Genomic DNA, 25,860 nt, shown 5'->3' on the forward strand with positions numbered 1-25,860 from the left:
AACTAGCTGAGCGAAAGTCCCGCCGCCCAGCCCGGATCACTCCGGTCTGCTGGCGGCGGGACCCTGTGCCCGTACCGGAAAACGGTTTTGATCCTGCGAGATCAGCCCGCCTGCTCGGCGAGGGAGAGGAACTGGCGCTTGGACGCCAGGGCCTGCTCCGCCTCCTTGATCCGCTTCGCGTCGCCCGCCGCCTGGGCCCGGGCCAGCCGCTGCTCGGCCTCGGCGACCTGCTCGCGCATCTGCTGGAGCAGCGGGTTGTCCTGCGGGGTGGTCTTGCGCCAGGCCGAGTCCATCGCCACCCGGATGCGGTCCTCGGCGGCCCGCCAGCGGCGGTCCAGCGACGCGGTCGACTCGCGCGGCACCCGGCCGGCGTCGTGCCAGGCCGCCTGCAGGTCGCGGAGCTTGTTCTGGGCGCCGCGCGGGTCCGCGTCGACGTCCAGGGCCTCGACCTCGGCCAGGATGGCCTGCTTCTTCTCCAGGTTGCCCTTGAACTCGGCGTCGCGGGCCGAGAAGACCTCGCTGCGCCGGGTGAAGAACGCGTCCTGGGCGGCCCGGAAGCGTTCCCAGAGGCGCTGCTCGGCCTCCTTGGCGGCGCGGGGCGCGGCCTTCCACTCGTTCATCAGGTCCTTGAGCCGGTTGGCCGTGGCCGACCACTCGGTCGACTCGGCCAGCGTCTCGGCCTCCTTGACCAGCTCTTCCTTGGCCGACTGGGCCTGCTTGCGCTGGCCGTCCAGGGTGGCGAAGTGCGCGCCGCGGCGGCGGGTGAAGCCGTCGCGGGCGGCCGCGAAGCGCTTCCACAGCTCGCCGTCGGTTTTCTTGTCGACGCCGCGGATGGTCTTCCACTCGTCGAGGATCTCCTTGAGCCGGTCGCCCGCGCTCTTCCACCCGGTCGACTCGGCGGCGATCGTCTCCGCCTCCTCGACCAGGGCGGTCTTGCGGGCCAGGGCCTCGCCGCGGGCCGCCTCGCGGGCGGCCTTGGCCTCGCCGGCCTTCTCCTCGGCGAGCGCGGTGAGCCGGTCGAGGCGCGCGGCGAGCCCGTCGATGTCGCCGACGACGTGGGCCTCGTCCAGGCCCGCACGGATCCGCTTCACGCTGGTCAGCGAGTGCGTGGCGTCCGCGGCGCCGGACTTCAGCCGGGCCTCGATGAGGTCGACCTCGGTGACCAGGTCCGCGAAGCGCCGGGCGAAGTGGGCCAGGCCCTCCTCGGGGGTGCCCGCCTGCCACGAGCCGACCACGCGGTCGCCCTCGGCCGTCTTCACATACACGGTGCCGTCGGCATCCACGCGCCCGAAGGCCGTCCAGTCGTTCATGAGCCCACCCTCGTTCTCCCGGCTGCGCGGGCCTCGTCGCCCGCGACCGCCGCCATAGCGCAGTCGAACGCCATCATCCCATCGGCATTCTTTCTCGCGCATTGTCACAGGTCCAACCCGGTTCCGGGGAAGCGCCCGCGAACGACCGTGACCAGCCCGTTACGGTGGCTCCGTGCCTTTGCTCCCGCCTGTCGGAGTCATCGCGGTCGTGGGACCCACCGCGGCCGGGAAATCCGCCCTCAGCATCGCCCTCGCGCACGCCCTCGGCGGCGAGGTGGTCAACGCGGACTCCATGCAGCTCTACCGCGGGATGGACATCGGCACCGCCAAACTGACCGTTGACGAGCGCGAAGGCGTCCCGCACCACGTGCTGGACGTCTGGGACGTGCGTGAGCCGGCCAGCGTCGCGGCCTATCAGGAGCTGGCCCGCGCGGCCGTTGACGACATCCTGTCCCGGGGCCGGGTGCCGCTGCTCGTCGGCGGCTCCGGGCTCTACCTGCGGGCGGTTCTGGAGGAGTTCGAATTTCCCGGCACGGATCCCGCCATTCGGGAGCGGCTGGAGCTGGAGCTCGCCGACGAGGGACCGGCGCCGCTGCACGAGCGGCTGCGCACGCTCGACGAACCGGCCGCCGCGAAGATCCTGCCGTCCAACGGGCGGCGGATCGTCCGGGCCCTGGAAGTGATCGAGCTGACCGGCGCGCCGTTCACCGCCTCGCTGCCGGCGCCCACGCCGTACTACCCGTCGGTGCAGCTGGGCGTCGACCGCGCGGCCGAGGGGCTGGACGCCCGGATCGCCAACCGGGTCGACCTGATGTGGGCGGCCGGGCTGCTCGACGAGGTACGCGCGCTGGACGGGCTGCGCGAGGGCCGGACGGCGAGCCGGGCCCTGGGCTACCAGCAGGCCCTGGCCCAGCTCGACGGCGAGCTCAGCCGGGCCGAGGCGGTCGCGGAGACCGTCCGGGCCACCCGGCGGTTCGTCCGCCGGCAGCGGTCCTGGTTCCGCCGCGACCCGCGGATCACCTGGCTCGACGGCGCGTCGCCGACCCTGACGGAGGACGCGTTGGCGGCCTGCGCGGCGGCTGCGCGATGATGGACCGCGTGTTGTTCACCAAGGGCCATGGCACCGGCAACGACTTCGTCATCCTGGGCGACCCGGACGGGGCGCTGGGGCTGACTCCCGCGCTGGTCGCGGCGCTGTGCGACCGGCGCCGCGGCATCGGCGCCGACGGCGTGCTGCGGGTCGTGCGCAGCGCCAAGCACCCGGACGGCGCCGGCCACGCCGGTGACGCCGAGTGGTTCATGGACTACTGGAACGCCGACGGCTCCCTCGCCGAGATGTGCGGCAACGGCGTCCGCGTCTTCTCCCGCTACCTGGTGGCGGGCGGCCTGGCCACGCCCGGCCCGGAGGGCCTGCCGGTGGCCACGCGGGCCGGCGTCGTGCGCGCGCTGGTCGGCGCGGACACGATCTCCGTCCACATGCGCACCCCCGAGGTGTACGCGGCCAGCACGGCGACCGTCGGCCCGCTGACCTTCCCGGGTGTCGCCGTGAACTGCGGCAACCCGCACCTGGTGTGCGGCCTGCACGACAGCCTGCCGCTGTCCTCGCTCGACCTGCACGTGGCGCCCGGCTTCGACCCGGCGCTGTTCCGCTCCGGGGTCAACGTGGAGTTCACCACGCCGGGGGAGCCGGTCGAGGGCGCCGACCTGCACGTGCACATGCGGGTCTACGAACGCGGCTCGGCCGAGACGCTGTCCTGCGGCTCCGGCGCCCTCGCGGTCGGCGCGGTGGCGCTGCGCGACGCCGGGCTGGCCGAGGGCGTGATCGCCGTGGACGTGCCGGGCGGCCGGCTCACCGTCACCCACCGCGACGGCGCCTGGTGGCTCGCGGGCCCGGCGGTGCTGGTCGCCACGGGCGAGGTCGACCCGGCGGCCCTGGCCTGATGGCCGCGCTGCACCGCGTGGCGCACCGCGGCTATTCCGCCGTCGCGCCCGAGAACACCCTGCCCGCGCTGGCCGCGGGGGTGCTGGCCGGGGCGACGTTCATCGAGTTCGACGTGCGGACCACGGCCGACGGCGTGCCCGTGGTGATCCACGACCGCACCGTGGACCGCACCACGGACGGCGCCGGCCACGTCGCCGAGCTGACCCTGGACGAGATCTCCGGGCTGGACGCGGGCTCGTGGTTCTCCCCGGCCTACGCGGGGCTCCGCGTCCCGCTGCTGCGTGAGGTCATCGACCTGCTGCGCCCGTACGCCCAGCCCCGGGTCGAGCTGCTCCTGGAGATCAAGCCGCCGGCCACCCGCGAGCAGGTGAAAGTGATCATCGCCCAGGTCGCCGAGGCCGGCCTGCTGGACCGCACGGTGGTGCAGAGCTTCGACCCGGCCGTCGTACGGCTGGCCGGGGAAGCCGCCCCGGAGGTACGCCTGGGGCTGCTCCGCCACGGCTTCGACGACGGGCAGGTCGAGGTGGCGCGGGCGCTGCGCCTGCGCTACGTCAACCCGGACCTGCGGGCGGTGCTGGCCGACCCGGCGACGGTGGCGGCGCTGGCCGCGGAGGGCGTCGGCGTGATGCCGTGGACGCCCAACGACATCTCCCTGTGGGCGCCCCTGGTCGAGGCCGGCGTGGCCGGCCTGATCAACGATCGGACCGGCGAGCTGACCGGCTGGAGCCTCGCCCGCGGCCTGGGCTGAGCGCGCCCGGGCCCGGGCGCGCTCAGAAGGTCGTCTCGGGCGCCGTCTCCAGCTCGGCCTCGGGGACCGCCGCCGGGTTGGCCGGGGTCTGCGCGCCCTTGACCACCGCGCGGATCGCCGCGGCCACCGCCGGGGTCACCCGGGAGTCGAAGACGCTGGGCACGATCACCGTCGGGTTCAGCTTGTCCTCGCCCACCACGTCGGCGATCGCCATCGCCGCGGCCAGCGCCATCTCCTCGGTGAACTCCTCGGCGCTGACGTCGAGCATGCCGCGGAACACGCCCGGGAAGGCCAGCACGTTGTTGATCTGGTTGGGCTGGTCGGAGCGGCCGGTGGCGACCACCGCGGCGTGCTGGCGGGCCTCCCGCGGGTCCACCTCGGGATCCGGGTTGGCCAGCGCGAAGACGATCGACTTGTCGGCCATCCCGGCGATGTCGGCCCCGGTCAGCAGGTTCGGCGCGCTGACCCCGATGAAGACGTCGGCGCCGACGATCGCGCCCTTCAGGTCGCCGCTGTAGTTGTCCTTGTTGGTGTGCTCGGTGAGCCACTGCCAGGTCGGGTTGAGGTCGTCCATGCCGCGGTGCAGGGCGCCCCGGCGGTCGTACGCGATGATGTCGCCCACGCCCTGGCGCAGCAGCAGCTTCATGATCGCGGTGCCCGCGGCCCCGGCCCCGGAGACCACCACCTTGACGTCGGCCAGGTTCTTGCCGACCACCCGCAGCGCGTTGGTCAGCGCGGCCAGCACGCAGATCGCGGTGCCGTGCTGGTCGTCGTGGAAGACCGGGATGTCCAGCAGCTCGCGCAGCCGCATCTCGATCTCGAAGCACCGCGGCGCCGCGATGTCCTCCAGGTTGATCCCGCCGTACGCCGGGGCGATCGCCTTGACGATGGCCACGATCTCGTCGGTGTCCTGGGTGTCCAGCACGACCGGCCAGGCGTCCACCCCGCCGAACCGCTTGAACAGCGCGGCCTTGCCCTCCATCACCGGCATCGCGGCGGCCGGGCCGATGTTGCCCAGGCCCAGCACGGCCGAGCCGTCGCTGACCACGGCCACCGTGTTGCGCTTGATGGTGAGCCGGCGCGCGTCGGCCGGGTTCTCCGCGATGGCCATGCACACCCGCGCCACGCCCGGCGTGTACGCCCGCGACAACTCGTCCCGGTTGCGCAGGGCGACCTTGGAGCTGACCTCGATCTTGCCGCCCAGGTGCAGCAGGAACGTGCGGTCGGAGACCTTGCGGACGTCGACGCCGTCCTGCTCCTCCAGCTGCTTGACGACCTGGTCGGCGTGGCTGGAGTCGGCGGTGTCGCAGGTGAGGTCGACCAGCACCCGGGTGGGGTCGGAGTCCACCACGTCGAGGGCCGTCACGATCGCACCGGCCTCGCCGACGCAGGTGGTGAGCCGGCCGATGGACGAGGCGTCGGCGGTCACGGCGATTCGGATCGTGATCGAGAATCCTGCGCTGGGCAGGCGGGTGGTCACCACGGTGTTCCCTCCGTCGTTGGCGGGTGCGTACCCGCATTCTTGCGCTTCGGGAATACCCCGGACCAATCCGGTGGTTACTGATGAGTCAGACACTCAGGCTTTAACGTCTTTAGGCCGTTTCGGGTGGTGGGCGGGGTGGTCGGACGGGCTCTGCCCCGTTATGTGGATGCGCCGGCCCGTCGGGCGTGCCACGATCGGGCGGAGGAGGTCACTTTTGCGTACTGAGGTATTCGAACCGGATGTCACCACCGGTGAGCTGGAGCTCGAGGAGCGCCATTCACTGCGTCGGGTCGCCGGACTCTCCACCGAGCTCACGGACGTCACCGAGGTCGAGTACCGCCAGTTGCGGCTCGAACGGGTCGTCCTGGTCGGTGTCTGGACCGGGGGCAGCGTCCAGGACGCCGACAATTCCCTCACCGAGCTGGCCGCGCTGGCCGAGACGGCGGGCTCGGAGGTGCTCGAGGGCCTCATCCAGCGGCGCAGCCAGCCCGACTCCGCCACGTTCATCGGCCGCGGCAAGGTCGACGAGCTGCGGGACGTGGTCATCGCCACCGGCGCCGACACGGTCATCTGCGACGGCGAGCTGTCGCCCTCGCAGCTGCGCAAGCTCGAGGAACAGGTCAAGGTCAAGGTCGTCGACCGGACCATGCTGATCCTGGACATCTTCGCCCAGCACGCGAAGAGCAAGGAGGGCAAGGCCCAGGTCGAGCTGGCCCAGCTCCAGTACCTGCTGCCCCGGCTGCGCGGCTGGGGTGAGTCGCTGTCCCGGCAGGGTGGCGGCGCGGGCGGCTCGGGGGGCGGCGGGGTCGGCACCCGTGGTCCCGGTGAAACCAAGATCGAGACGGACCGGCGGCGGATCAACACCCGCATCTCGAAGCTCAAGCGCGAGATCAAGGCGCTGCGGACGGTACGTCAGACCAAGCGGGCCAAGCGCACCAACAGCGGCGTGCCCGCGGTGGCCATCGCCGGCTACACCAACGCCGGCAAGTCCAGCCTGCTCAACCGCCTCACGTCGGCGGGCGTGCTGGTGGAGGACGCGCTGTTCGCCACCCTCGACCCGACCACGCGTCGCACGGCGGCCGAGGACGGGCGGGTCTTCACGATCTCCGACACGGTCGGCTTCGTCCGGCACCTGCCGCACCACATCGTCGAGGCGTTCCGCTCGACGCTGGAGGAGGTCGCCTACTCGGACCTGATCGTGCACGTGGTGGACGGCGCGCACCCCGACCCCGAGGGTCAGGTGTCGGCGGTCCGCGAGGTGCTCGGCGAGGTGGGCGCGGACCGCATCCCGGAGCTGCTGGTCGTCAACAAGATGGACGCGGCCGACGAGGAGACCGTCCTGCGGCTGAAGCGGGCCTGGCCGGACGCCGTGTTCGTGTCGGCCCGCTCGGGCCTGGGCATCGAGGAGCTGCACGCGGCGATCGCCCAGCGGCTGCCGCGGCCGGCCGTCGACATGCGGGTGCTGCTGCCGTACGACCGGGGTGACCTGGTCGCGCGGATCCACCGCGGCGGGCAGGTGCTGGACACCCGGCACACCGAGCAGGGCACGGAGCTGAAGGTCCGGGTGGGCCAACAGCTCGCCGCCGAGCTGGAGAACTTCCGGGCGCCCTGACCCGCCGACCCGTCCCACCAGGGTTGATCCACGCGTAACACCGGTACGAGACGCCGCATGCGACACTGATCGGATGCGGCGTCTCGTGTTCCCGGCCATCCTGGCTTCCGGGCTGGTGATGGTGGGGGCCGTGCCCGCCTCCGCCGAGCCCGCTCCGACGGTGATCTCGGCCAAGGCAGCGGCCGGCAAGAAGATCTGTAAGGTCACCGACCCGGCGCTGCCGGAGCTGTCGGGGATCGTGGCCACCAAGAACGGCTTCGTCGTGGTGAACGACGGCGCCGACGAGGCCAGCCGCCGCAAGGTCTTCTTCCTCGACCGGGACTGCGAGATCACCAAGAAGGTCGACTACCCGTCGCGCCCGCTCGACACCGAGGACCTGGCCCTCTCCCCGGACGGCGACACGCTGTGGATCGCCGACACCGGCGACAACAACGCCCGCGACAAGACCGGCGACACCCGCGCGACGATCGGCCTCTGGTCGATGCCGGCCAACGGCGCCAAGGAGCCGAAGATCCACCGCCTGGCCTACCCGGACGGCGACAAGCACGACGCCGAGGCGCTCCTGTTCAACGGGGACGGCACGCCGATCATCGTGACCAAGGAGGTCTCCGGCAAGACGCTCCTGTACACGCCGGTGAGCGCGCTGAAGACGAACAACGACGAGGGCGTGCGGCTGAAGCGGGCGGGCGAGATCGAGCTGCCGAGCAGCGACACGCCCGGCACCCCGATCGCCCGGCTGGCCCAGACGACCGTCACCGGCGGCGCGGTGGCGCCGGGCGGCGGACGGGTCACCCTGCGGACGTACCTGGACGCGTACGAGTGGGACGTCGCCGACGGTGACGTGCTGGGCGCGCTGAAGAACAAGCCGCGCAAGACCCCGCTGCCGAACGAGCCGTTCGGCGAGGCGATCACGTACAGCGCCGACGGCAAGCTGTTCTACACGGTGTCGGACATGGGCGCGGGCGCCGACCCGGAAGCAGCGAACTACATCCTGAGCTACACGCCGGCCACCACCATCGCCGAGACCAAGACCGACAAGGCGGCGGCCGAGGCCGACGACGGGGCGTCCTGGTACGCCGACCTGAGCCTGACCGACATCACGTACCTGATCGGCGGCGTCGGCGTCCTCGGCGCGCTCCTGGTCGGGGCCGGCGTCATCGGCATCATGCAGGCACGCAAGAAGCGCAGGCTCGAACCGCCCACGAAGAACACCGACCCGACGGACGACGGCCCGGACCCGCTCGACGCGAAGACGGAACTGCTCTCGGTCGGCGGCCCGGCCGAACGCCCAGGCGTCTACGGCGGCAAGCGCCCTCCGGCCGGAGCGCCATCCGGCCCCGGCGTGTACGGCGGCAAGCCGGCAGCGGCGGGCGCGCCGGCGAAGGGCAACGGGGTCTACGGCGGGGGCCGGCCACCGCAGGGTGGTCAGCCTGCGGGTCGTCCCGGTCAGGGTGGACAACCGGGCGGTCGTCCCGGTCAGGGCGGTCAGCCCGGCGGTCGTCCCGGTCAAGGCGGTCAGGGCGGTCGTCCAGGTGGTGCTCCGGCCGGTCCGGGTGGCCGCCCCGGCGTCCCGCCGGCTGGTCCGGGCGGTCGCCCCGGTCAGGGTGGTCAACCCGGTGGTCGTCCCGGTCAGGGCGGTCAGCCCGGCGGTCGTCCCGGCCAGGGCGGTCAGCCCGCGGTGCGTCCGGGCCAGCCGCCCGCCCGCCCGGTCCAGCAACCGGCTCGCCCCGCGCAGCCGCCCGCCCGCCCCGCGCAGCAGCCGGCCCGCCCGGCCCAGCAGCCGGCCCGTCCCGTGCAGCCGCCCGGTCGTCCGGGTCAGGGTGGCGGTGGCCGGCCCGGCGGTGGCGTCTACGGCGCCCCGCCCCCGCCCCCACCCTCGGGTGGCCGGCCGCAGGGCGGTGGACCGCAGCGCCCGTCCGGTTTCCTCGGCCAGGGCGGCGGACAACAGGGAGGCCAGCCACCGGGTCGCCCGGACGGCGGCGGCCGGCAGGCCAACGGCATGAACAGCTATGCGAACCGGAACGACTCATCGCGACGAGCGGAAGGGCGTTTCGAGAATCCGGGCTACGGGCGCACCCCGCGCGGGTATTGAAACGCGGTTGTCGGGGAACGCCGGGCTTCGGCTGACGGGGCCGGTGTCGCCACTTCGGTGGCGGTGCCGGCCTGATGCTTTTCCGGTGGGCGGAACGCTTTTTGGTGTGGGGGTCGCGCGGTTTTGCTTTCGGCCTGGGGTGGCCGCAATGCCCAGTCCCTCGGCTCGCCGGTCCTTGCCCAGCCGGGCCGGTCTTTCGCTTGGCCCAGCCGGGCCGGGTCTGTCGCTTGGTGCAGCCGGGCGGGTCTCTCGCTTGGTCCAGCTGGGCGGGTCTCTCCCTTGGCCCAGTCGAGCCGGTCTCTTGCTCAGCGCAGCCGAGCCGGTCCCCTCGCCCGGCCGAGTCCGGGCCGGTCCCTCGCCTCGCCTCGCCTCGCGTCGCCGAGCCGGTCCTGCCGGTCCTGTCCGGTCTCTCGCTTGGCCCAGCCCGGCTGGTCCTCGTCCGGCGCAGCCCGGCTGATCCAAGCCCAGCCCAGCCCGGTCGGTCCTGGCCCAGCCCAGCCCGGTCGATCCTTGCCAAGCCCAGCCCGGTCTCTCGCCTGACCAAGCCCGGGGGTCTCGCTCGGCCCGGCGGTCCCTCGCGTGGCCAGCCGGCCTCGCACCCGCCGATTGCGGCGCGGCCCCGACCCCGACTGCGACCCGGCCCCGGATCCGGCCTCGGCTCCGGGATGCGACCCGTTCCGGTCTGGCCTCGGCTCCGGGATGCCACGCGCTCCGGGCCTGGCCTCGGCTCCGGGATCTCACGCGCTCCGGGCCCAACCTCAGCTCGGGGATGGCACGCGCTCCGGGCCCAACCTCAGCTCCGGCATACGACCCGCTCCGGTCCCGGCCTCCGCCCCGGATATGACCGGCTCCCGGCCCGGGAACATCCGCCCCAGCTGCGGCCCGCCCAGGCCGCCCCACGGCCCACCCCCGAACCCCAGCCCGATCAGACCCGGCGAAGCACAGCCACCACACGCCCCATCACCGTGGCGTCATCCCCCGGAATAGGGTCGAAGGCCGGGTTGGCCGGCATCAGCCACACGTGCCCGTCCCGCTGCCGGTAGCTCTTCACCGTCGCCTCGCCGTCGATCATCGCGGCCACGATGTCGCCCACGTTCGCCGTCGGCTGCTGGCGGACCACCACCCAGTCCCCGTTGCAGATCGCCGCGTCGATCATCGAGTCGCCCTTGACCTCGAGCATGAACACGTCACCCTCGCCGACCAGCTCGCGCGGCAGCGGGAAGAACTCCTCCACCGCCTGCTCGGCCAGGATCGGCCCACCGGCGGCGATCCGGCCCACCAGCGGCACGTACGCCGGGGTCGGCCGGGCCGAGCGCAGCGCCTCGTCGTCGACCATCTCGCTGGGCGCGCGCACGTCCACCGCGCGCGGCCTGTTCGGGTCGCGGCGCAGGAAGCCCTTCTTCTCCAGCTCCTTGAGCTGGTACGCCACGCTGGACGGGGAGACCAGGCCGACCGCCTCGCCGATCTCGCGGACGCTCGGCGGGTAGCCGTAGCGTTCCACCCAGTCGCGGATGAACTCGAGGATCCGGCGCTGACGGGCGGTCAGATCCGCGGTGACCAGATCGGGGAACTGGCTGACCACCGGCGTCACGGCGCGCAGCTGCGGCGCGTCAGCGCTGCGGGCCCGGGTCGGGGTGCGCCGCCGCATCGCCGCCTTGGTGTTCGCGGCCTCGGGCTTCGCGTCCTTCTGGTGTTGCCGGCTCGTCCGGTCGTCGGTCGACATGTTGGCCCTCCTGTCGGCCAGTGCCTCGTCGGCACGTGGTGCGCTCGCGGAGCCGGACATTTCGCCGTGGGGATGGACTTGTGCCCGGCTGACCCCTCTTGACCGAGAACCGTAACTGCGGGGTACGACATATTCAAACATCTGTACGACTTTCTCGCGGCGTGTCGCTCGGAAGTGCTCGACTTCCGTACGCCTGTTCTGATAGACCGTCGTACGGGCGTTCGATCGAACGCTTGTCCGAGGGACGTATGCGGAGAAAGGAATATGCCGTGGTGGCCACTGGTATGCGGCGGGGCGGTGACCCGGCCCCGTTGCGGTTGACCCGGCGGGGTCGCGTCGTTGTGCTGACTTTCTTCCTCCTGCTGGCGTCCCTGGCGAGCGCCGTGTTGTGGACCACAGCCTCGCGGGCCGACGATCCCCCCGCCGGTCCGCCGCCCACGGTCGTGGTCCAGGCGGACGACACGCTGTGGGACATAGCCGCCCGCACCGACCCGGGCCGCAGCCCGCATGCCGTCGCCGCGGAGATCCGCCGGCTCAACGGTCTCGGCGTCGACGAGATCGCGATCCATGCCGGTGACACTCTCGTGGTGCCCCGGGCGCGTTGATCCACTTCCGCGCCCGGCGGGGTTGATCATGGGTTTCGGTGCTGGCCGTGACCGGTGCGGCACCCCTCGTGGTGAGGCGGAAAATACGGCGCGCCGACGCGCCGGTGAACTTGCGTCGGCGTCCGCAGCGGCATAACGTCAACCCCAACATCTAGTAGTTACAAGGGTGTAAGTCATCCACAGGTTGGGGTCGGGCAACCCCGTCATCCACAGGTTCGTCCACAGCCACGACGCGGAATCCTCCGCTGCCGGGGCTGTCATTCGGCGTGCCTCGGCGACGGTCTGTTCCCCTGTTCCGCCTCCCGGATGGCAGCGCCCGGCGACAGGGGGATCTCGGTGCGGTGTCCGTATTGCCGGCACGCCGACTCACGCGTGGTCGACTCGCGTGAGGCCGACGACGGTCAGCTGATCCGCCGCCGCCGGTCGTGCCCGGAGTGCGGCAAGCGCTTCACCACGGTCGAGGAGGCCGTGCTGGCGATCGTGAAGCGCAACGGCGTCACCGAGCCCTTCAGCCGGACCAAGATCATGAGCGGTGTCCGCAAGGCCTGTCAGGGCCGGCCCGTCGACGAGGACTCGATCGCGTTGCTCGCGCAGCGCGTCGAGGAGACCGTACGGGCCAAGGGTGCGGCCGAGGTGCCCAGTCACGACGTGGGCCTGGCCATCCTGTCGCCGTTGCGCGAGCTGGACCAGGTCGCCTATCTGCGCTTCGCGAGCGTCTACAAGTCGTTCGACTCGCTCGAGGACTTCGAACGCGAGCTCGCTGAGCTGCGCGAGGCGGCGGCGGGGGCCCGGCATGCGGTGCCCGCCCGGTCCGGGGCCGGTCGTCCGGCCAAGCTCACGGAATCCCGTACCAAATAGCAGCTTTTGAGAGCAGGCATGGCCACAGCCGTGCCTGGATGTCGGTAACAGATCGCGGTGGGGAAGCTGCGATCTATCGAGGGGGAGCACGAGATGGCCGGTGACGGCATGACAGCAGGCAGGCAGCGCAGTCGCGCTACCAACGGGGGCGCCGCGGTCGGGGGGCTGCGGATCGAGCGGGTCTGGACGACCGAGGGCGTCCACCCGTACGACGAGGTCGAGTGGGAGCGCCGCGACGTCGTCATGACGAACTGGCGGGACGGCTCGATCAACTTCGAGCAGCGCGGCGTGGAGTACCCCACCGCCTGGAGCGTCAACGCGGCCAACATCGTCACCACCAAGTACTTCCGGGGTGCGGTCGGCACGGACACCCGCGAGTGGTCGCTCAAGCAGCTGATCGACCGGGTCGTGAAGACGTACCGCAAGGCCGGCGAGGACTACGGCTACTTCGCCAACCCCGGCGACGCGGAGATCTTCGAGCACGAGCTGACCTGGATGCTGCTGCACCAGGTGTTCAGCTTCAACTCGCCGGTCTGGTTCAACGTCGGCACCGCCTCGCCGCAGCAGGTCAGCGCCTGCTTCATCCTCTCGGTCGACGACTCGATGGACTCGATCCTCGACTGGTACAAGGAGGAGGGGCTGATCTTCAAGGGCGGCTCCGGCTCCGGCGTCAACCTCTCCCGCATCCGCTCCTCCAAGGAGCTGCTCTCCTCCGGCGGCACGGCCAGCGGCCCGGTCAGCTTCATGCGCGGCGCCGACGCCAGCGCCGGCACCATCAAGTCCGGCGGCGCGACCCGCCGCGCGGCCAAGATGGTGATCCTGGACGTCGACCACCCCGACATCTCCGAGTTCGTCACCACCAAGGCCCGTGAGGAAGACAAGATCCGCGCGCTGCGCGACGCCGGCTTCGACATGGACCTCGGCGGCAGCGACATCGTCTCGGTGCAGTACCAGAACGCCAACAACTCGGTGCGCGTCAGCGACGAGTTCATGCGGGCGGTCGAGGAGGGCACGACCTTCGACCTGCGCGGCCGGCTGCACGGCGAGGTCATCGAGACCATCGACGCCAAGCAGCTGTTCACCGAGATCGCCAAGGCGGCCTGGGAGTGCGCCGACCCCGGCCTGCAGTACGACGACACCATCAACGACTGGCACACCAACCCGGAGACCGGCCGCATCACCGCGTCCAACCCGTGTTCGGAGTACATGTCGCTGGACGACTCGTCGTGCAACCTGGCCTCGCTCAACCTGATGAAGTTCCTCAAGGCCGACGGCGGCTTCGAGATCGAGAAGTTCGTCAGGAGCGTCGAGTTCGTCATCACCGCGATGGACATCTCGATCTGCTTCGCCGACTTCCCGACCCCGAAGATCGGCGAGACCACGCGGGCCTACCGCCAGCTCGGCATCGGGTACGCCAACCTGGGCGCGCTGCTGATGGCGACCGGCCACCCGTACGACTCGGAGTCGGGCCGCAGCGTGGCGGCGGCGATCACCTCGCTGATGACCGGCACGGCGTACCGCCGCTCGGCCGAGATCGCCGGCGTCGTCGGCGCGTACGACGGCTACGCCCGCAACGCCGACGCCCACAAGCGCGTCATGCGCAAGCACGCCGCGGCCAACGACGAGATCCGCCCGTCGGGCACCGTCGCCACCGCGATCGTCCGCGAGGCCACCAAGCAGTGGCAGTACGGCAACAAGATCGGTGACAAGAACGGCTGGCGCAACGCCCAGGCCTCCGTGCTCGCGCCGACCGGCACCATCGGCCTGATGATGGACTGCGACACCACCGGCGTCGAGCCCGACCTGGCCCTGGTCAAGTTCAAGAAGCTGGTCGGCGGCGGCTCGATGCAGATCGTCAACCAGACGGTCCCGCGCGCGCTGCGCAGCCTCGGCTACCCCGAGGAGCAGGTCGAGGCGATCGTCGAGCACATCGCCGACCACGGCATCGTGGTGGACGCGCCCGGCCTCAAGCCGGAGCACTACCCGGTGTTCGACTGCGCCATGGGCGAGCGGTCCATCGCCCCGATGGGCCACGTCCGGATGATGGCCGCCGTGCAGCCGTTCATCTCCGGCGCGATCTCCAAGACGATCAACATGCCGGAGTCGGCGACCGTCGAGGACATCGAGAACGTCCACTACCAGGGCTGGAAGCTCGGCCTCAAGGCGCTGGCGATCTACCGCGACAACTGCAAGGTCGGCCAGCCGCTGTCGGCCGCCAAGCCGAAGAACGCCGTGGCCGAGGCGCCCGCCGCCGCGGTCGAGCCGGTCGTCGAGAAGGTCGTCGAGTACCGCCCGGTCCGCAAGCGCCTGCCGAAGAAGCGCCCGTCGGAGACGGTGTCGTTCTCGGTCGGCGGCGCCGAGGGTTACCTCACCGCGTCGTCCTACCCGGACGACGGCCTCGGCGAGGTCTTCCTGAAGATGTCGAAGCAGGGCTCGACCCTGGCCGGCGTCATGGACGCCTTCTCGGTGGCGATCTCGATAGGGCTGCAGTACGGCGTCCCGCTCGAGACGTTCGTCAGCAAGTTCACCAACATGCGGTTCGAGCCCGCCGGCATGACCGACGACCCGGACGTCCGCATGGCCGCCTCGGTGATGGACTACATCTTCCGTCGCCTGGCCCTGGACTTCCTGTCCTACGACGCCCGCGCCGAGCTGGGCATCTTCACCGCCAAGGAGCGCGCGGCGCAGATCCAGGCCGAGGCCGCGGCCGAGGCCTCCGGCGTCGACCTGGCCGGCATGGCGGCGTCCGCGCCGGTCTCCGCCCCGGTCGGTGCCGCGTCGTCCCCGGCGGCGACCGTCCCGGCAGCCGAGGCCGAGCGGAGCGCGCCGGCCCCGGTGGGCTCCTCGACGGAACTGCTCGAGGTGGTCCTGGGCACGTCGGCCGACGCGCCGCTGTGCTTCACCTGCGGCACGAAGATGCGCCCGGCCGGCAGCTGCTACGTGTGCGAGGGCTGCGGCTCGACCTCGGGCTGCAGCTGAGACCGGAAAGTCAGGGCATGTCCGGTGACTGACTCCTGACGAATGCACGAATGCACGGATGCACGGATGCCTCCCACCCGACATCGGGTGGGAGGCATCCGTGCATGGCGTATGGGACCTCGACTCTGATCTCCAGCAGCCGGCCGGCCTTACCGGGACGGTTTTCGGTGGCGGGCCGCTGACCCCGTTGCGATCATGCGACCGTGACCGACGACGCCCTCCTCGCCCACGCCCGGCGCCTCTGGACCACCCTGGCCGCAACCCCGGTCACCTTCTCAACCGCACCCGTCGGGGTAGCCGTCTCCCCGCGGTCCCGGCTGTGTCCGCCGGGCTGGGTCGGCATCGTCACGCTGGGGGACGCCGCGATCGCCACCGCCCCCGACGACCACACCGCCGAGATCGTGCGGCGGGCGCTCGACGGCCGCCCGGCCGTCGCCGTGACGGATCCGGCCGCGGTCGGTCACCGGCTGCCGATCGGCGAAGTCCTCGGGCCGGCGATCCTGGCCTACTGTGACCCGGCCCAGTTCCGGCCGGGCGCCTCCGGCGCCGTACCGCTGGTCCCCGCCGACCATGCCGACCTGGCCGCGTTGCTGGCCCGGGTCCCGGCCGGGGACGCCGCCGAGTCCGGCCTGGACGAGATCACCTCGCCGGCGTTCGTGGTGCGCGGCGCATCGGGGATCATCGCGGCGGCCGGCTACCGCGCCTGGCCGGGCGGCGCCGCCCACCTCAGCGTGCTGACAGCCCCGGCCGAACGCGGCCGGGGGCTCGCCCGCATCGTCGCGGCGGCGGCGGTCACCGCCGCGCTGCGGGCCGGTCTGCTGCCCCAGTGGCGGGCGCGCCCGGCGGAGTCACGCCGAGTGGCCCGGGCCCTCGGGTTCCGCGAGCTGGGCACGCAGTTGAGCATCCGCCTCACCCTCGCCGGACGCCCGGACTGACCGGCGGCTTCACGCCGGGGGAGTCCGCGCCCAGTACGGGTCGCGCCCGGTGAGCCCGAGCATCCGGTCCAGCACCGGGGCGTCCGGCGGCACCGGCGTCTCCGCCCCGTATTCCCCCAGCTCGCGACCCAGCTCGGCGGTCTTGGCCACCTCGTCGTGCAGGAAGCCCAGCACCTCCTCGTCCCAGGACACCGGCTGGCCGGTGGCCCGGGCCAGGTCCCAGCCGTGCACCACGATCTCCGCGAGCACCATCCCGCCGACCATCCGGGCGGGCATCTCGTTCGGCCCGCCCATCGACGTCACGCCCTGCCACGCGGCGGGCGCCGACCAGGCCGCGACGAGCTGCGCCAGCTGCCGTTCGAGGGCATCGTCGCCGGGCGGCAGCACGCCGTCGGAGTGGCGGCTGGCCCGGGCCAGGCTCGGTCCCCACTGGAGCAGGTGGTCGATCAGGCCCCGCACGTCGAACTCCGCGCACGGTGTCGGGGCGGTGAGCTGGTCCGGGTGGATCCCGCGGATCACGGTCAGGGTGGGCGGCGCCGCCAGGGCGATGAGTTCGTGTTCCCGCATGAACGCCGACGATAGGGGCCGCGCGGGCCGCCGTCTTGAAGAAACGCGACGCTAGGCTGCGGTCATGGCCAGGGACGCGCGCGAGCTGCGCGGCGCGTGGGCCACTTTCCAGAGCCACTGGTACGGCGTACCGTCCGCCGATCTGGCCCCGTTCGTCTCCGGGTACTGGGCCGCGGAGTGGGACCTGCGCGGGCAGCCGCCGTACCGGCAGAAGATCGTGCCGTACCCGCACGTGCACCTGACGTTCCGCGACGGCGACGCGGTCGTCCGCGGTCCGGAGCGCCGGTACGCGGTCCGGGTGCTCGAGGGCCGCGGCCGGGTGTTCGGGGTGAAGTTCCGGCCGGGCTGCTTCCGCCCGTTCCTCGGCGACCGCGTCTCGACGATCACCGGTCGGGTCCTGCCCGCCGCAGCGGTGTTCGGCCCGGGCCGGCTGCCGATCCCGTCACCCTCGGCGGAGGGCTCGTTCGAGGAGGCGTCGCAGCACAGCGCGGGGCGGGTCGAGGAGTTCCTGCGGCAGCGCCTGCCGGCGCCGGATCCGCTGGCCGAGCGGGCCGCCGGGATCGTGACGCTGGTACGGGACGAGCCGGGGCTCACCCGGGTCGACGCGCTGGCCGGGCGGGCCGGGCTGGGCGTGCGCCGGCTGCAGCGGCTGTTCGCCGAGTACGTCGGTCTCGGCCCGAAGTGGGTGATCCGCCGGTACCGGCTGCACGAGGTGGGGGAGCGGCTCGCCGCCGGCGCCGAGATCGACTGGGCCGGGCTGGCCGGCGAGCTCGGCTACGCCGACCAGGCGCATTTCGTCCGGGACTTCACCGCCATGGTGGGTGAGCCGCCCACCCGGTACGCCGCCCGCTACCCCGGTCAAGGGGACGGTCGTCACTGATCACCGAGCTGACGATCGGCCACTTTAACGGTTAAGTTCGAGGCGTGACTGTTGCCGCCCCCGACCGTTCCCGCCTGGAGATCGCCAAGGTCGCCGTCGGCGTCACCTTCGCGACGAACGGCCTCGCCTTCGCCGGCTGGTTCGCCCGCATCCCGGCCGTCCGCGAGGACCTGGGCCTGAGCTCGGCCGCGCTGGGCCTGCTGCTGCTCTGCCTCTCCGGGGCGGCGCTGACCGCCATCCCGCTCGCCGGTCCGCTGGTCCAGCGCGTCGGCCCGGGCCGGGCGGTGCTGCTCGGCAGCACGTCGGTGACGGTGGGCCTGCTCGCCATGGCCGCGGGCACGCAGCTGGGCTCGGTGCCGCTGGCCGGGGTCGGGCTGGTTCTGCTCGGCATGGGCAACAGCACCTGGGACGTGGCCATGAACGTCGAGGGCGCGGACGTCGAGCGCCGGCTCGGCCGTACCCTCATGCCCCGCTTCCATGCCGGCTTCAGCCTCGGCACCGTGGGCGGCGCGGGGGTCAGCGCGGCTGCGGCAGCAGCCGGGGTGAGCGTCTCCGCGCAGCTGCTGGGCACCGCGCTGCTCGGCGCGAGCGTGATGGCCCTGACCGTCCGCCGGTTCCTGCCGCACACCGCCACCACGGCCGAGCAGCGCACCCGCGGCCGGGTCCGGGACGCCTGGCGCGAGCCGCGCACCCTGCTGATCGGCGTGATCATGCTGGGCTTCGGCTTCACCGAGGGCGCGGCCAACGACTGGCTGGCCATCGGCCTGGTCGACGGCTACGACGCGAGCGAGACCACCGGCGCCATCGGCTTCGGCTTCTTCGTGACGGCGATGACGCTGGCCCGGTTGTTCGGCGGCAACGCGATCGAGCGCTGGGGGCGGGTGCGGGTGCTGCGCGGTACGGCGGTGTCCGCGCTGGCCGGCCTGCTGCTGGTGGTCTCGGGCATCGGCGTGCCGCTGGTCCTGTTGGGCGCCCTGCTCTGGGGCGCGGGCGCGTCCCTGGGCTTCCCGATCGGGATGAGCGCCGCCGCCGACGACCCGCTGCGCGCGGCGATCCGGGTGTCGGTGGCCGGCTCCATCGGCTACGGCGCGTTCCTGGCCGGCCCGCCGCTGATCGGCGTGCTGGCCGAACACCTCGGCGTGCTGCGGGCGCTGCTGGTCGTCGTGGTGGCGATCGGTCTGGGGCTGGCGGCCTCGGGCGCCGCCCGTCCCCTGTCGCGGGGCGGGACGCCGGAGCCCGAAGCTGCCCGCCCCTGATCAGCCGCCGCTGAGGAAGTCGCCGATCAGCGACGCCAGCAGCTCCGGCTGCTCGATCACCATCGCGTGCGAGGCGTCCTCGAGCGGGAGGTAGCGCATCCGCGGGTTGGCCCGGGCCCCGGCCGCCGCCTGCTCCACCAGGTACCGCCGGTGGGCCGCGTACAGCTCCGCGAAGGGCTCCTGCTCGGGCAGGTCGCGGGTGGCGAGCACGGCCAGGGTCGGCGCGGGCGTGGTCGCGTACACCGGGCCCAGGTCCAGGGCGTTCATCAGCTCGCGCAGCTCGCCCGCGGTCGCGGCGGACGGCCGCATGGTCGTCTCGCCGTCCCGGTGCACCAGGTTGCGCCGGAAGCCCTCGATCCACACCTTCTCGTTGGCGCCCATGTCCCGGGCCGCCATCTGCTCGCGTTCCACCAGGTCGGGAAGCTCGTCCGAGGGGATGGTGCGGCCCATGCCGGCGTGCGTCGTGTCGAAGACCGCCGCCAGCCGGGCCAGCTCGGCCGCCGCCTTCTCCGGGTCCAGCCCCGGCAGCTGCTCCGGGCGGGCCGGCGGCGGGTTGCCGTCCAGGCTGACCACGCCGGGCGTCTCCGGGTGCCGCTGGCCCCACAGCACGGCGAGCATGCCGCCGAGCGAGTGCCCGGCCACGGCGGGCCGGTTCAGCTCCAGCTGGACGGTCACCGCGGCGATGTCGCCCAGCGCCGCGTCCCAGGACCACGGGCCGTCGCCGGAGCGCCCGTGCCCGCGCAGGTCCAGGGTGATGACGCGGTGCCGGGGCCGCAGCGCCCGGGCCAGGGTGGTCAGCGTGGCGAGGTTGCCGCCGGCGCCGTGCAGCAGCAGCAACGGCGGCTGGTCGCCGCCGAAGTCCCGGACGGCGATCGGCAGCTCGCCGGCGTCGACCAGTCGGTCGTTGATCACAACATCTCTCCCAGCGTCAGGTGGTCGGTGGCCGGCGGAGCCGGTCCCGGACGGCGGCCGAGGGCACCCCGCCGTCCGGATGGCGGGGGAGCCGGCCCCGCCGTACCAGGTCGTGCACCCCCTGGCGGGTGATGCCGAGCATGGCCCCGGCGGTGGCGTACGAGACGGACTCCGCGGCCGGATGGCCGACCCGCCGGGCGACCACCCCGCCGAGCGGGGTCCGCCACCACTCCACCGGCGGATCGAACGCCCGGTCGTCCGGATACAGCGTGGCGATGAGCCGGACGGCGGCGCGGACGGCGGTGGCGTCGTCCCCCTCCCGCAGCTGGGCCGCCCACTGCCCGGCCCGCAGCCGGACCAGCCGGCGCAGCGCGTCCACCGCGTCGTCGCCGTCCAGCAGGATCTCGAGCGGGTCCAGCAGGCGGACGTCGAGCAGCCGGACGATCTGCTCGACCAGGGCGTCGGCCGAGGGCATGCGGCCCATGCTGGCCCGGCTTGACGTCGACTGTCAAGTCGCTAGGGTCGGGGGGTGCAGACGCCGCATCCGAGCCGGCTCGCCCCCGATCACCCCCGCCGCGCCGAGATCCTGGCCGCGCACGCCGCCGCCGACGCAACCGGCGAGGCCGGCTACCTCGATCCGGGCACCGGGCTCTTCGTGCTCACCGCCGGTTTCCTGGCCCGGCGGGGCACCTGCTGCACCCGGGGCTGTCGTCACTGTCCGTACGTCGGCGGTGCCTGAGGCGGGCTTTCGTCGGCAGCCCCGCGCACAGTACGGTGTGCCCCGAATTAGTCGGGAGGACATTCGTGCGTTCGCGTCTCATCGCCGTCGGCGCCGCAGCCGCGCTGCTCGCCCTGGCGGGCTGTACGCACCGTGACGAGCCGGCGCGGCAGGCGCTGCCCGAAGTACGCATCGTCCAGCAGCCCGCGGCCTCGGCCGGCGGCGCCTGCATCCTCTGGGACTACGCGTTCATCGAGCAGACGATCGGCGTCGCCTTCACGGTCGCCGCCTCGGACCAGGTCGACGACACGTCCACCTGCGTGGTGCAGACCGAGACGGCCGACTGGCCCGACCTGGCGCTGTCGGTCGTGGAGAGCACCAAGGCGGACGCCGGGCTGTTCACCACGGAGCTCATGCCGAAGAAGGCGACCAAGCTCAAGGGGCTCGGCAAGGCGGGCTACCGGCTGGTGAGCAAGCCTTCCGGCGGGCACGGTCCGGTCGTGGAGATCGGCTGGCTCAGCGAGGCCGCGCAGCTGCAGACGCTGCGCTTCACCTTCCCGAAGGATGCACAAAGCGACGCGGTCGACGAGCTCGCGCCGAAGCTGCTGAACCTCGCGAAGGCGCTCGACACCACCCGCGGCTGACCCGCCGGCCGGCTCAGTGGGCGTCGACGAACACCCGCGACGCCACCTCACGCGGCAGCCGGATCTTGTCGCCGGACCGGTCGATCGTCACGCCGTCGCGCTCCTGGGCCACCGTCACGGTCGCGCCCGGGTCGATGCCGGCCGCGTGCAGCTGGCGCAGCACGCCCGCGTTGGTCTGCACGCTCTCGCAGATCCGCCGCACCACGACGCTGCCGCTCAGGCCCGGGAAGGCCAGGTTGCGCTCGCCCGAGTTGATCACGCTGGAGCTGCTCTCCATCGGCTCCTCGGCCGGCAGGCCGAGCACCTCGAGGCCGGGGATCGGGTTGCCGTACGGCGACCGGGTCGGCCGGTTGAGCAGCTCGTAGACCTTGCGCTCGACCGAGTCGCTCATCACGTGCTCCCACCGGCAGGCCTCCTCGTGGGCCTCCTCGTAGGGCATGCCGATGACGTTGACCAGCAGCAGCTCGGCGAGCCGGTGCTTGCGCATGACCGCCACGGCGGCCACCCGGCCCTCCTCGGTCAGCAGCAGGTGCCGGTCGTTCTCGACGGTGAGCAGGCCGTCGCGTTCCATCCGGGCGACGGTCTGGCTGACGGTGGGTCCGCTCTGATGCAGGCGTTCGGCGATGCGCGCGCGCAGGGGCGGTACGCCCTCCTCCTCGAGCTCGAGGATCGTACGCAGGTACATCTCCGTGGTGTCGACGAGATCATTCAAGATGCGGCCCTCCCAGCAGCGATATTACCTCGCAGCCGGGGCTTGACTTCGTGCCGACGAGGTGGGTCAGGTGACCCTACCCTGGGTGGCGGCGGAAGGCTCGGGTGGCAGCGCCGGGCGCGCGTGGCAGCATGAGCCCATGGCGGAGTCGACGGCGGTGGTCTGGGACGAGGCGCTGCTCGCGTACGACATGGGCGAGCACCCGATGAATCCCGTACGGGTGGAGCTGACCATGGCGCTGGCCCGCGAGCTGGGGGTGCTCGACCGTCCTGGGGTGCGGCTGCTGGTCCCCGCGCCGGCCGACGACGCGGCGCTGACCAGGGTGCACCGCCCCGACTACCTGCACGCGGTACGGGCCGCCCCGCACGACCCGTTCTTCCGCGGCTGGGGCCTCAACACCCCCGACAATCCGGTCTTCGAGGGCATGCACGAGGCCAGCGCCCGGATCTGCGGGGCCACGCTGGCCGCCGCCGAGGCCGTGTGGAGCGGCGAGGTCACCCGGGCGGTCAACGTCTCCGGCGGGCTGCACCACGCGATGGCCGCGCGCGCCTCCGGCTTCTGCGTCTACAACGACCCGGCGGTCGCCATCGCCCGGCTGCTCGACCTGGGCGCGGAGCGGATCGCGTACGTCGACATCGACGTGCACCACGGCGACGGGGTGCAGGCGCTGTTCTACGACGACCCCCGGGTGCTCACCGTGAGCCTGCACGAGACCCCGCTGGCGCTCTTCCCCGGCACCGGTTTCCCCGACGAGACGGGCGGCCGGGGCGCCGAGGGCTCGTCGGTCAACGTCGCGCTGCCCCCGGGCACCGGCGACGCGGGCTGGTTGCGGGCGTTCCAGGCGGTGGTGCCGTCGATGCTGCGGGCGTTCGCGCCGCAGATCCTGGTCACCCAGTGCGGCGCCGACGCGCACCGGCTCGACCCGCTCGCCGATCTGCGGCTGTCGGTCGACGGTCAGCGGGCCGCCTACATCGCGCTGCGCGGGCTGGCCGACGAGCTCTGCGACGGCCGCTGGGTGGCCACCGGCGGCGGCGGGTACGCGCTGGTCGAGGTCGTGCCGCGGGCCTGGACGCATCTGCTCGCGGTGGCCACCGGCGAGCCGCTCGACCCCGGCACCGCCACCCCGCCGGGCTGGCGCAAGCTCGCCGCGGAGCGCCGCCCCGGCACCGAGGTCCCGGCCACCCTGACCGACGGGGGCACGCCACCGGTCGAGCGCTGGGAGCCGGGGACCACGCCCGACCCGGTGGACAAGGCGATCCTGGCCACCCGGATGGCGGTCTTCCCGCTGCACGGGCTGGACCCGTACGACATCCGGGACTGAAGGGGTAACGCGTGACCAGAGAAGCGGACGTGCTGCTCTCCGACGGCAGCGCCGTGCACATGCGCCCGATCCGCCCCGAGGACGCGCCGGCCATCGTGGAGTTCCACTCCCGGATGAGCGACCGCACCCGCTACCTGCGCTACTTCTCGCCCTACCCGCGCATCCCGGAACGGGACCTCGCCCGCTTCGTCAACGTCGACCACCACGACCGGGAGGCCTTCGTCATCGTCAGCGGCCCGCGGATCATGGCGGTCGGCCGCTACGAGCGGCTGGGCCCGGACTCGCCGGAGGCCGAGGTCGCCTTCGTCGTCGAGGACGCCCACCAGGGCCGGGGGATCGGTTCGGTGCTGCTGGAGCATCTCGCCGAAGCGGCCCGGGAGAACGGCATCAGCCGCTTCGTCGCCGAGGTGCTGCCGCAGAACGGCGGCATGCTGCGGGTGTTCAGCGACTTCGGCTACCAGGTCCAGCGCAAGTACGCCGACGGCGTCGTGCACCTGGGCTTCCCGATCGCCCCCACGGAGAAGTCCCGCGAGGTGCAGGAGAGCCGCGAGCAGCGCACCGAGTCACGGTCCATCGCGCGGCTGCTGCACCCGCGCGCGGTGGCGGTGTACGGCGCCAGCGCCAGCGGCCAGGGCATCGGCGCGGCGATCCTGGGCCACCTGCGCGACGGCGGCTACACCGGGACGATCGTGCCCGTGCACCGCAGCGCCGAGCGGGTGGCCGGGCTGCCCGCGTACCGGTCGGCCGCCTCGGCCGGGGCCGAGGTCGACCTGGCCGTGGTCGCGGTGCCGCCGGACGGGGTCGCCGACGCCGTGGCCGACGCGGCCGCGGCCGGCGCGGGAGGTCTCGTGGTCGTCTCCGCCGGCTTCGCCGAGTCCGGCGGTGAGGGTGCCCGCGCGCAGCGCGCGCTGATCGACGCGGCCCACGCGTCGGGCCTGCGCGTGGTCGGCCCCAACTGCCTGGGGATCGCCAACACCGATCCGGCGGTACGCCTCAACGCCACGCTCGCGCCGCGCCTGCCGGCCGCCGGGCGGGTGGGCTTCTTCAGCCAGTCCGGGGCGCTCGGCGTGGCGCTGCTGGCCGAGGCGGAGCGCCGCGGGCTCGGGCTGTCCAGCTTCGTCTCGGCCGGCAACCGCGCCGACGTCTCCGGCAACGACCTGCTGCAGTACTGGCAGGACGACCCGGGCACCGACGTGGTCCTGCTCTACCTGGAGACGTTCGGCAACCCCCGCAAGTTCGCCCGGCTGGCCCGCCGGATGAGCCGGGTCAAGCCGGTGGTCGCGGTGGCCTCGGCGACCCGGCCGGCCGGGCTGGCCGGCGACCTGCCCGCGCTGGACACCCGCGCGGTCACCGCCCTGTTCGCCCGCTCGGGCGTGATCCGGGTGGACACCGTGGCCGAGCTGTTCGACGTGGGCCTGCTGCTGGCCCACCAGCCGCTGCCGGCCGGGCGCCGGGTCGCCATCGTGGGCAATTCCTCGGCGCTGTCCGGCCTGGCCGTGGCCGCCTGCCGGGCGAACGGGCTGACCGTCGCCGAGGGCTACCCGCGCGACATCAGCCCCCAGGCCGGGGCGCACGACTTCGCCGACGCGCTGGCCGACGCGGCCGTCGACGACCGGGTGGACGCCCTGGTGGTGGTCTTCGCGCCGCCGCTGCCCGGCCAGCTCCCGGACGAGGACGCCGACTTCACGGCGGCGCTGGGCAGCGTCGCGCTGGCCGGCGAGAAGCCGACCGTGGCGACGTTCCTGCTCGGCACGATGCCCGACCGGGTGCCGGCCTACCCGTCGGTGGAGGAGGCCGTCCGGGCCCTGGGCCGCGTCGCCGGGTACGCCGACTGGCTCCGCCTGCCGCCGGGCGTCTTCCCCGCACTGTCCGGCGTGGACCCCGCCGCGCCCGAGATCGACGGCTCGCCGGCCGAGCTGCTCGCCGCGTACGGCATCCAGGTCGAGCCGTCCGGCGCGGTCACCTCGGTCGAGGAGGCGCTGGCCGCCGCGGGCGAGCTCGGCTACCCGGTGGCCCTGAAGGCGGCCGGCGGCTCCCTGCGGCACCGCATCGACCTGGGCGCCGTCCGGCTGGCCCTGGCCGACGAGGACGACGTGCGCGCCGCCTACCGCGAGCTGGAGTCGGCGTTCGGCCCGCAGGTGCTGGTGCAGTCGATGGTCCCGCCCGGGGTGGCCTGCACCGTCGAGGTGGTCGAGGACCCGGCGTTCGGCCCGGTGGTCGGCTTCGGTCTCGGCGGGGTGGCCAGCGAGCTGCTGGGCGACCTGGCCTGGCGGGCGGCGCCGCTGACCGACCGGGCCGCGGCCGCGCTGGTCGACGAGCCGCGCGCGGCGCCGCTGCTGCACGGCTATCGCGGCTCGGCGCCGGTCGACCGGGAGGCGCTGATCGATCTGCTGCTGCGGGTGGGTCGGCTGGCGGACGAGCACCCGCGGGTCCGCGCCCTGTCGCTGAACCCGGTGCTGGCCCGCCCGGACGGCATCACGGTGCTGCACGCGTCGGTGGAGATCGGCGCGGGCGGTCCCCGCCCGGACACCGGCCCGCGCCGGCTCTCCAGCGCCTGACGCCC

The 25,860-nt window shown here is 73.1% G+C and carries 22 protein-coding genes; 15 read left to right on the forward strand and 7 right to left on the reverse strand.

Features of this window, described 5'->3' with window-relative positions; translation table 11 throughout:
- Window positions 1-101 precede the first annotated feature (101 nt).
- Window positions 102-1,310, reverse strand: coding sequence for a DUF349 domain-containing protein (locus Ani05nite_RS05090; RefSeq protein ID WP_203765597.1), 1,209 nt, complete (start codon window positions 1,308-1,310; stop codon window positions 102-104).
- Between the two features lie 172 nt (window positions 1,311-1,482).
- Between Ani05nite_RS05090 and miaA the strand changes: the two genes are divergently transcribed.
- Genes miaA through Ani05nite_RS05105 form a run of 3 tightly spaced genes read left to right on the forward strand, consistent with a single transcriptional unit; the run spans window position 1,483 to window position 4,000 of the window.
- Window positions 1,483-2,400 carry a tRNA (adenosine(37)-N6)-dimethylallyltransferase MiaA gene (gene miaA, locus Ani05nite_RS05095; RefSeq protein ID WP_203765598.1) on the forward strand — a complete coding sequence of 306 codons (918 nt, stop codon included), beginning with the start codon at window positions 1,483-1,485 and terminating at the stop codon, window positions 2,398-2,400.
- An 8-nt stretch (window positions 2,401-2,408) separates the two neighbouring features.
- Complete coding sequence (gene dapF / locus Ani05nite_RS05100; RefSeq protein WP_203765599.1) at window positions 2,409-3,251, forward strand: diaminopimelate epimerase; 843 nt, start codon at window positions 2,409-2,411, stop codon at window positions 3,249-3,251.
- Window positions 3,251-4,000, forward strand: coding sequence for a glycerophosphodiester phosphodiesterase (locus Ani05nite_RS05105; RefSeq protein WP_203765600.1), 750 nt, complete (start codon window positions 3,251-3,253; stop codon window positions 3,998-4,000). Before dapF ends, Ani05nite_RS05105 begins: the two co-directional genes overlap by 1 nt.
- A gap of 22 nt (window positions 4,001-4,022) precedes the next feature.
- Here Ani05nite_RS05105 and Ani05nite_RS05110 read toward each other — a convergent pair whose 3' ends face one another.
- Window positions 4,023-5,483, reverse strand: coding sequence for an NAD-dependent malic enzyme (locus tag Ani05nite_RS05110; RefSeq protein ID WP_203765601.1), 1,461 nt, complete (start codon window positions 5,481-5,483; stop codon window positions 4,023-4,025).
- Window positions 5,484-5,649: 166 nt separating this feature from the next.
- Between Ani05nite_RS05110 and hflX the strand changes: the two genes are divergently transcribed.
- Both hflX and Ani05nite_RS41765 read left to right on the forward strand, forming a co-directional pair.
- Window positions 5,650-7,095 carry a GTPase HflX gene (hflX, locus tag Ani05nite_RS05115; protein ID WP_203765603.1) on the forward strand — a complete coding sequence of 482 codons (1,446 nt, stop codon included), beginning with the start codon at window positions 5,650-5,652 and terminating at the stop codon, window positions 7,093-7,095.
- Between the two features lie 73 nt (window positions 7,096-7,168).
- A complete protein-coding gene (locus tag Ani05nite_RS41765) occupies window positions 7,169-9,187 on the forward strand; it encodes a hypothetical protein (protein WP_203765605.1) in 2,019 nt (672 codons plus the stop codon).
- A 925-nt stretch (window positions 9,188-10,112) separates the two neighbouring features.
- On the opposite strand, the gene lexA is transcribed toward Ani05nite_RS41765, so the two are convergent.
- On the reverse strand, window positions 10,113-10,910 hold the full coding sequence (gene lexA, locus Ani05nite_RS05125) for a transcriptional repressor LexA (RefSeq protein ID WP_377883135.1): 798 nt from the start codon (window positions 10,908-10,910) through the stop codon (window positions 10,113-10,115).
- Window positions 10,911-11,251: 341 nt separating this feature from the next.
- Here lexA and Ani05nite_RS05130 point away from each other — a divergent pair, with 341 nt between their 5' ends.
- The 4 genes from Ani05nite_RS05130 (at window position 11,252) to Ani05nite_RS05145 (ending at window position 16,287) form a co-directional block, all read left to right on the forward strand.
- On the forward strand, window positions 11,252-11,515 hold the full coding sequence (locus tag Ani05nite_RS05130) for a LysM peptidoglycan-binding domain-containing protein (protein ID WP_239129316.1): 264 nt from the start codon (window positions 11,252-11,254) through the stop codon (window positions 11,513-11,515).
- A gap of 336 nt (window positions 11,516-11,851) precedes the next feature.
- On the forward strand, window positions 11,852-12,373 hold the full coding sequence (nrdR, locus tag Ani05nite_RS05135; RefSeq protein WP_203765607.1) for a transcriptional regulator NrdR: 522 nt from the start codon (window positions 11,852-11,854) through the stop codon (window positions 12,371-12,373).
- A 93-nt stretch (window positions 12,374-12,466) separates the two neighbouring features.
- Window positions 12,467-15,352, forward strand: a complete 2,886-nt coding sequence (locus tag Ani05nite_RS05140; protein ID WP_203765609.1) for a vitamin B12-dependent ribonucleotide reductase — start codon at window positions 12,467-12,469, stop codon at window positions 15,350-15,352.
- 203 nt (window positions 15,353-15,555) lie between these two features.
- Complete coding sequence (locus tag Ani05nite_RS05145) at window positions 15,556-16,287, forward strand: GNAT family N-acetyltransferase (RefSeq protein ID WP_203765611.1); 732 nt, start codon at window positions 15,556-15,558, stop codon at window positions 16,285-16,287.
- Between the two features lie 9 nt (window positions 16,288-16,296).
- Here Ani05nite_RS05145 and Ani05nite_RS05150 read toward each other — a convergent pair whose 3' ends face one another.
- Window positions 16,297-16,854 (reverse strand): TIGR03086 family metal-binding protein, encoded by a 558-nt coding sequence (locus tag Ani05nite_RS05150; RefSeq protein ID WP_203765613.1) that lies wholly within the window; start codon window positions 16,852-16,854, stop codon window positions 16,297-16,299.
- A 64-nt stretch (window positions 16,855-16,918) separates the two neighbouring features.
- On the opposite strand from Ani05nite_RS05150, the gene Ani05nite_RS05155 reads away from it, so the two are divergent.
- Both Ani05nite_RS05155 and Ani05nite_RS05160 read left to right on the forward strand, forming a co-directional pair.
- Window positions 16,919-17,734 carry a helix-turn-helix domain-containing protein gene (locus tag Ani05nite_RS05155; protein ID WP_203765614.1) on the forward strand — a complete coding sequence of 272 codons (816 nt, stop codon included), beginning with the start codon at window positions 16,919-16,921 and terminating at the stop codon, window positions 17,732-17,734.
- A 44-nt stretch (window positions 17,735-17,778) separates the two neighbouring features.
- The gene (locus Ani05nite_RS05160) at window positions 17,779-18,990 is read left to right on the forward strand and encodes an MFS transporter (protein WP_203765615.1); all 1,212 of its coding nucleotides are present in this window, start codon (window positions 17,779-17,781) and stop codon (window positions 18,988-18,990) included.
- On the opposite strand, the gene Ani05nite_RS05165 is transcribed toward Ani05nite_RS05160, so the two are convergent.
- Entirely contained in the window at window positions 18,991-19,902 is a 912-nt protein-coding gene (locus Ani05nite_RS05165; protein WP_203765616.1) for an alpha/beta fold hydrolase, read from the reverse strand.
- 16 nt (window positions 19,903-19,918) lie between these two features.
- Complete coding sequence (locus Ani05nite_RS05170) at window positions 19,919-20,377, reverse strand: hypothetical protein (protein ID WP_203765617.1); 459 nt, start codon at window positions 20,375-20,377, stop codon at window positions 19,919-19,921.
- Window positions 20,378-20,431: 54 nt separating this feature from the next.
- Here Ani05nite_RS05170 and Ani05nite_RS05175 point away from each other — a divergent pair, with 54 nt between their 5' ends.
- Both Ani05nite_RS05175 and Ani05nite_RS05180 read left to right on the forward strand, forming a co-directional pair.
- On the forward strand, window positions 20,432-20,641 hold the full coding sequence (locus tag Ani05nite_RS05175; protein WP_203765618.1) for a DUF5522 domain-containing protein: 210 nt from the start codon (window positions 20,432-20,434) through the stop codon (window positions 20,639-20,641).
- A gap of 65 nt (window positions 20,642-20,706) precedes the next feature.
- A complete protein-coding gene (locus tag Ani05nite_RS05180) occupies window positions 20,707-21,264 on the forward strand; it encodes a hypothetical protein (protein WP_203765619.1) in 558 nt (185 codons plus the stop codon).
- Between the two features lie 13 nt (window positions 21,265-21,277).
- On the opposite strand, the gene Ani05nite_RS05185 is transcribed toward Ani05nite_RS05180, so the two are convergent.
- On the reverse strand, window positions 21,278-21,979 hold the full coding sequence (locus Ani05nite_RS05185) for an iron-dependent transcriptional repressor DtxR (protein ID WP_275410501.1): 702 nt from the start codon (window positions 21,977-21,979) through the stop codon (window positions 21,278-21,280).
- A gap of 136 nt (window positions 21,980-22,115) precedes the next feature.
- Between Ani05nite_RS05185 and Ani05nite_RS05190 the strand changes: the two genes are divergently transcribed.
- Window positions 22,116-23,297: an acetoin utilization protein AcuC gene (locus Ani05nite_RS05190; RefSeq protein ID WP_203765622.1), complete on the forward strand. Its 1,182-nt coding sequence runs from the start codon at window positions 22,116-22,118 to the stop codon at window positions 23,295-23,297.
- Window positions 23,298-23,356: 59 nt separating this feature from the next.
- Window positions 23,357-25,855 (forward strand): bifunctional acetate--CoA ligase family protein/GNAT family N-acetyltransferase, encoded by a 2,499-nt coding sequence (locus Ani05nite_RS05195; RefSeq protein ID WP_203765651.1) that lies wholly within the window; start codon window positions 23,357-23,359, stop codon window positions 25,853-25,855.
- Window positions 25,856-25,860 lie beyond the last annotated feature (5 nt).

It is taken from the genome of Actinoplanes nipponensis (genome assembly GCF_016862275.1).
In the GTDB taxonomy this organism is placed as follows: domain Bacteria; phylum Actinomycetota; class Actinomycetes; order Mycobacteriales; family Micromonosporaceae; genus Actinoplanes; species Actinoplanes nipponensis.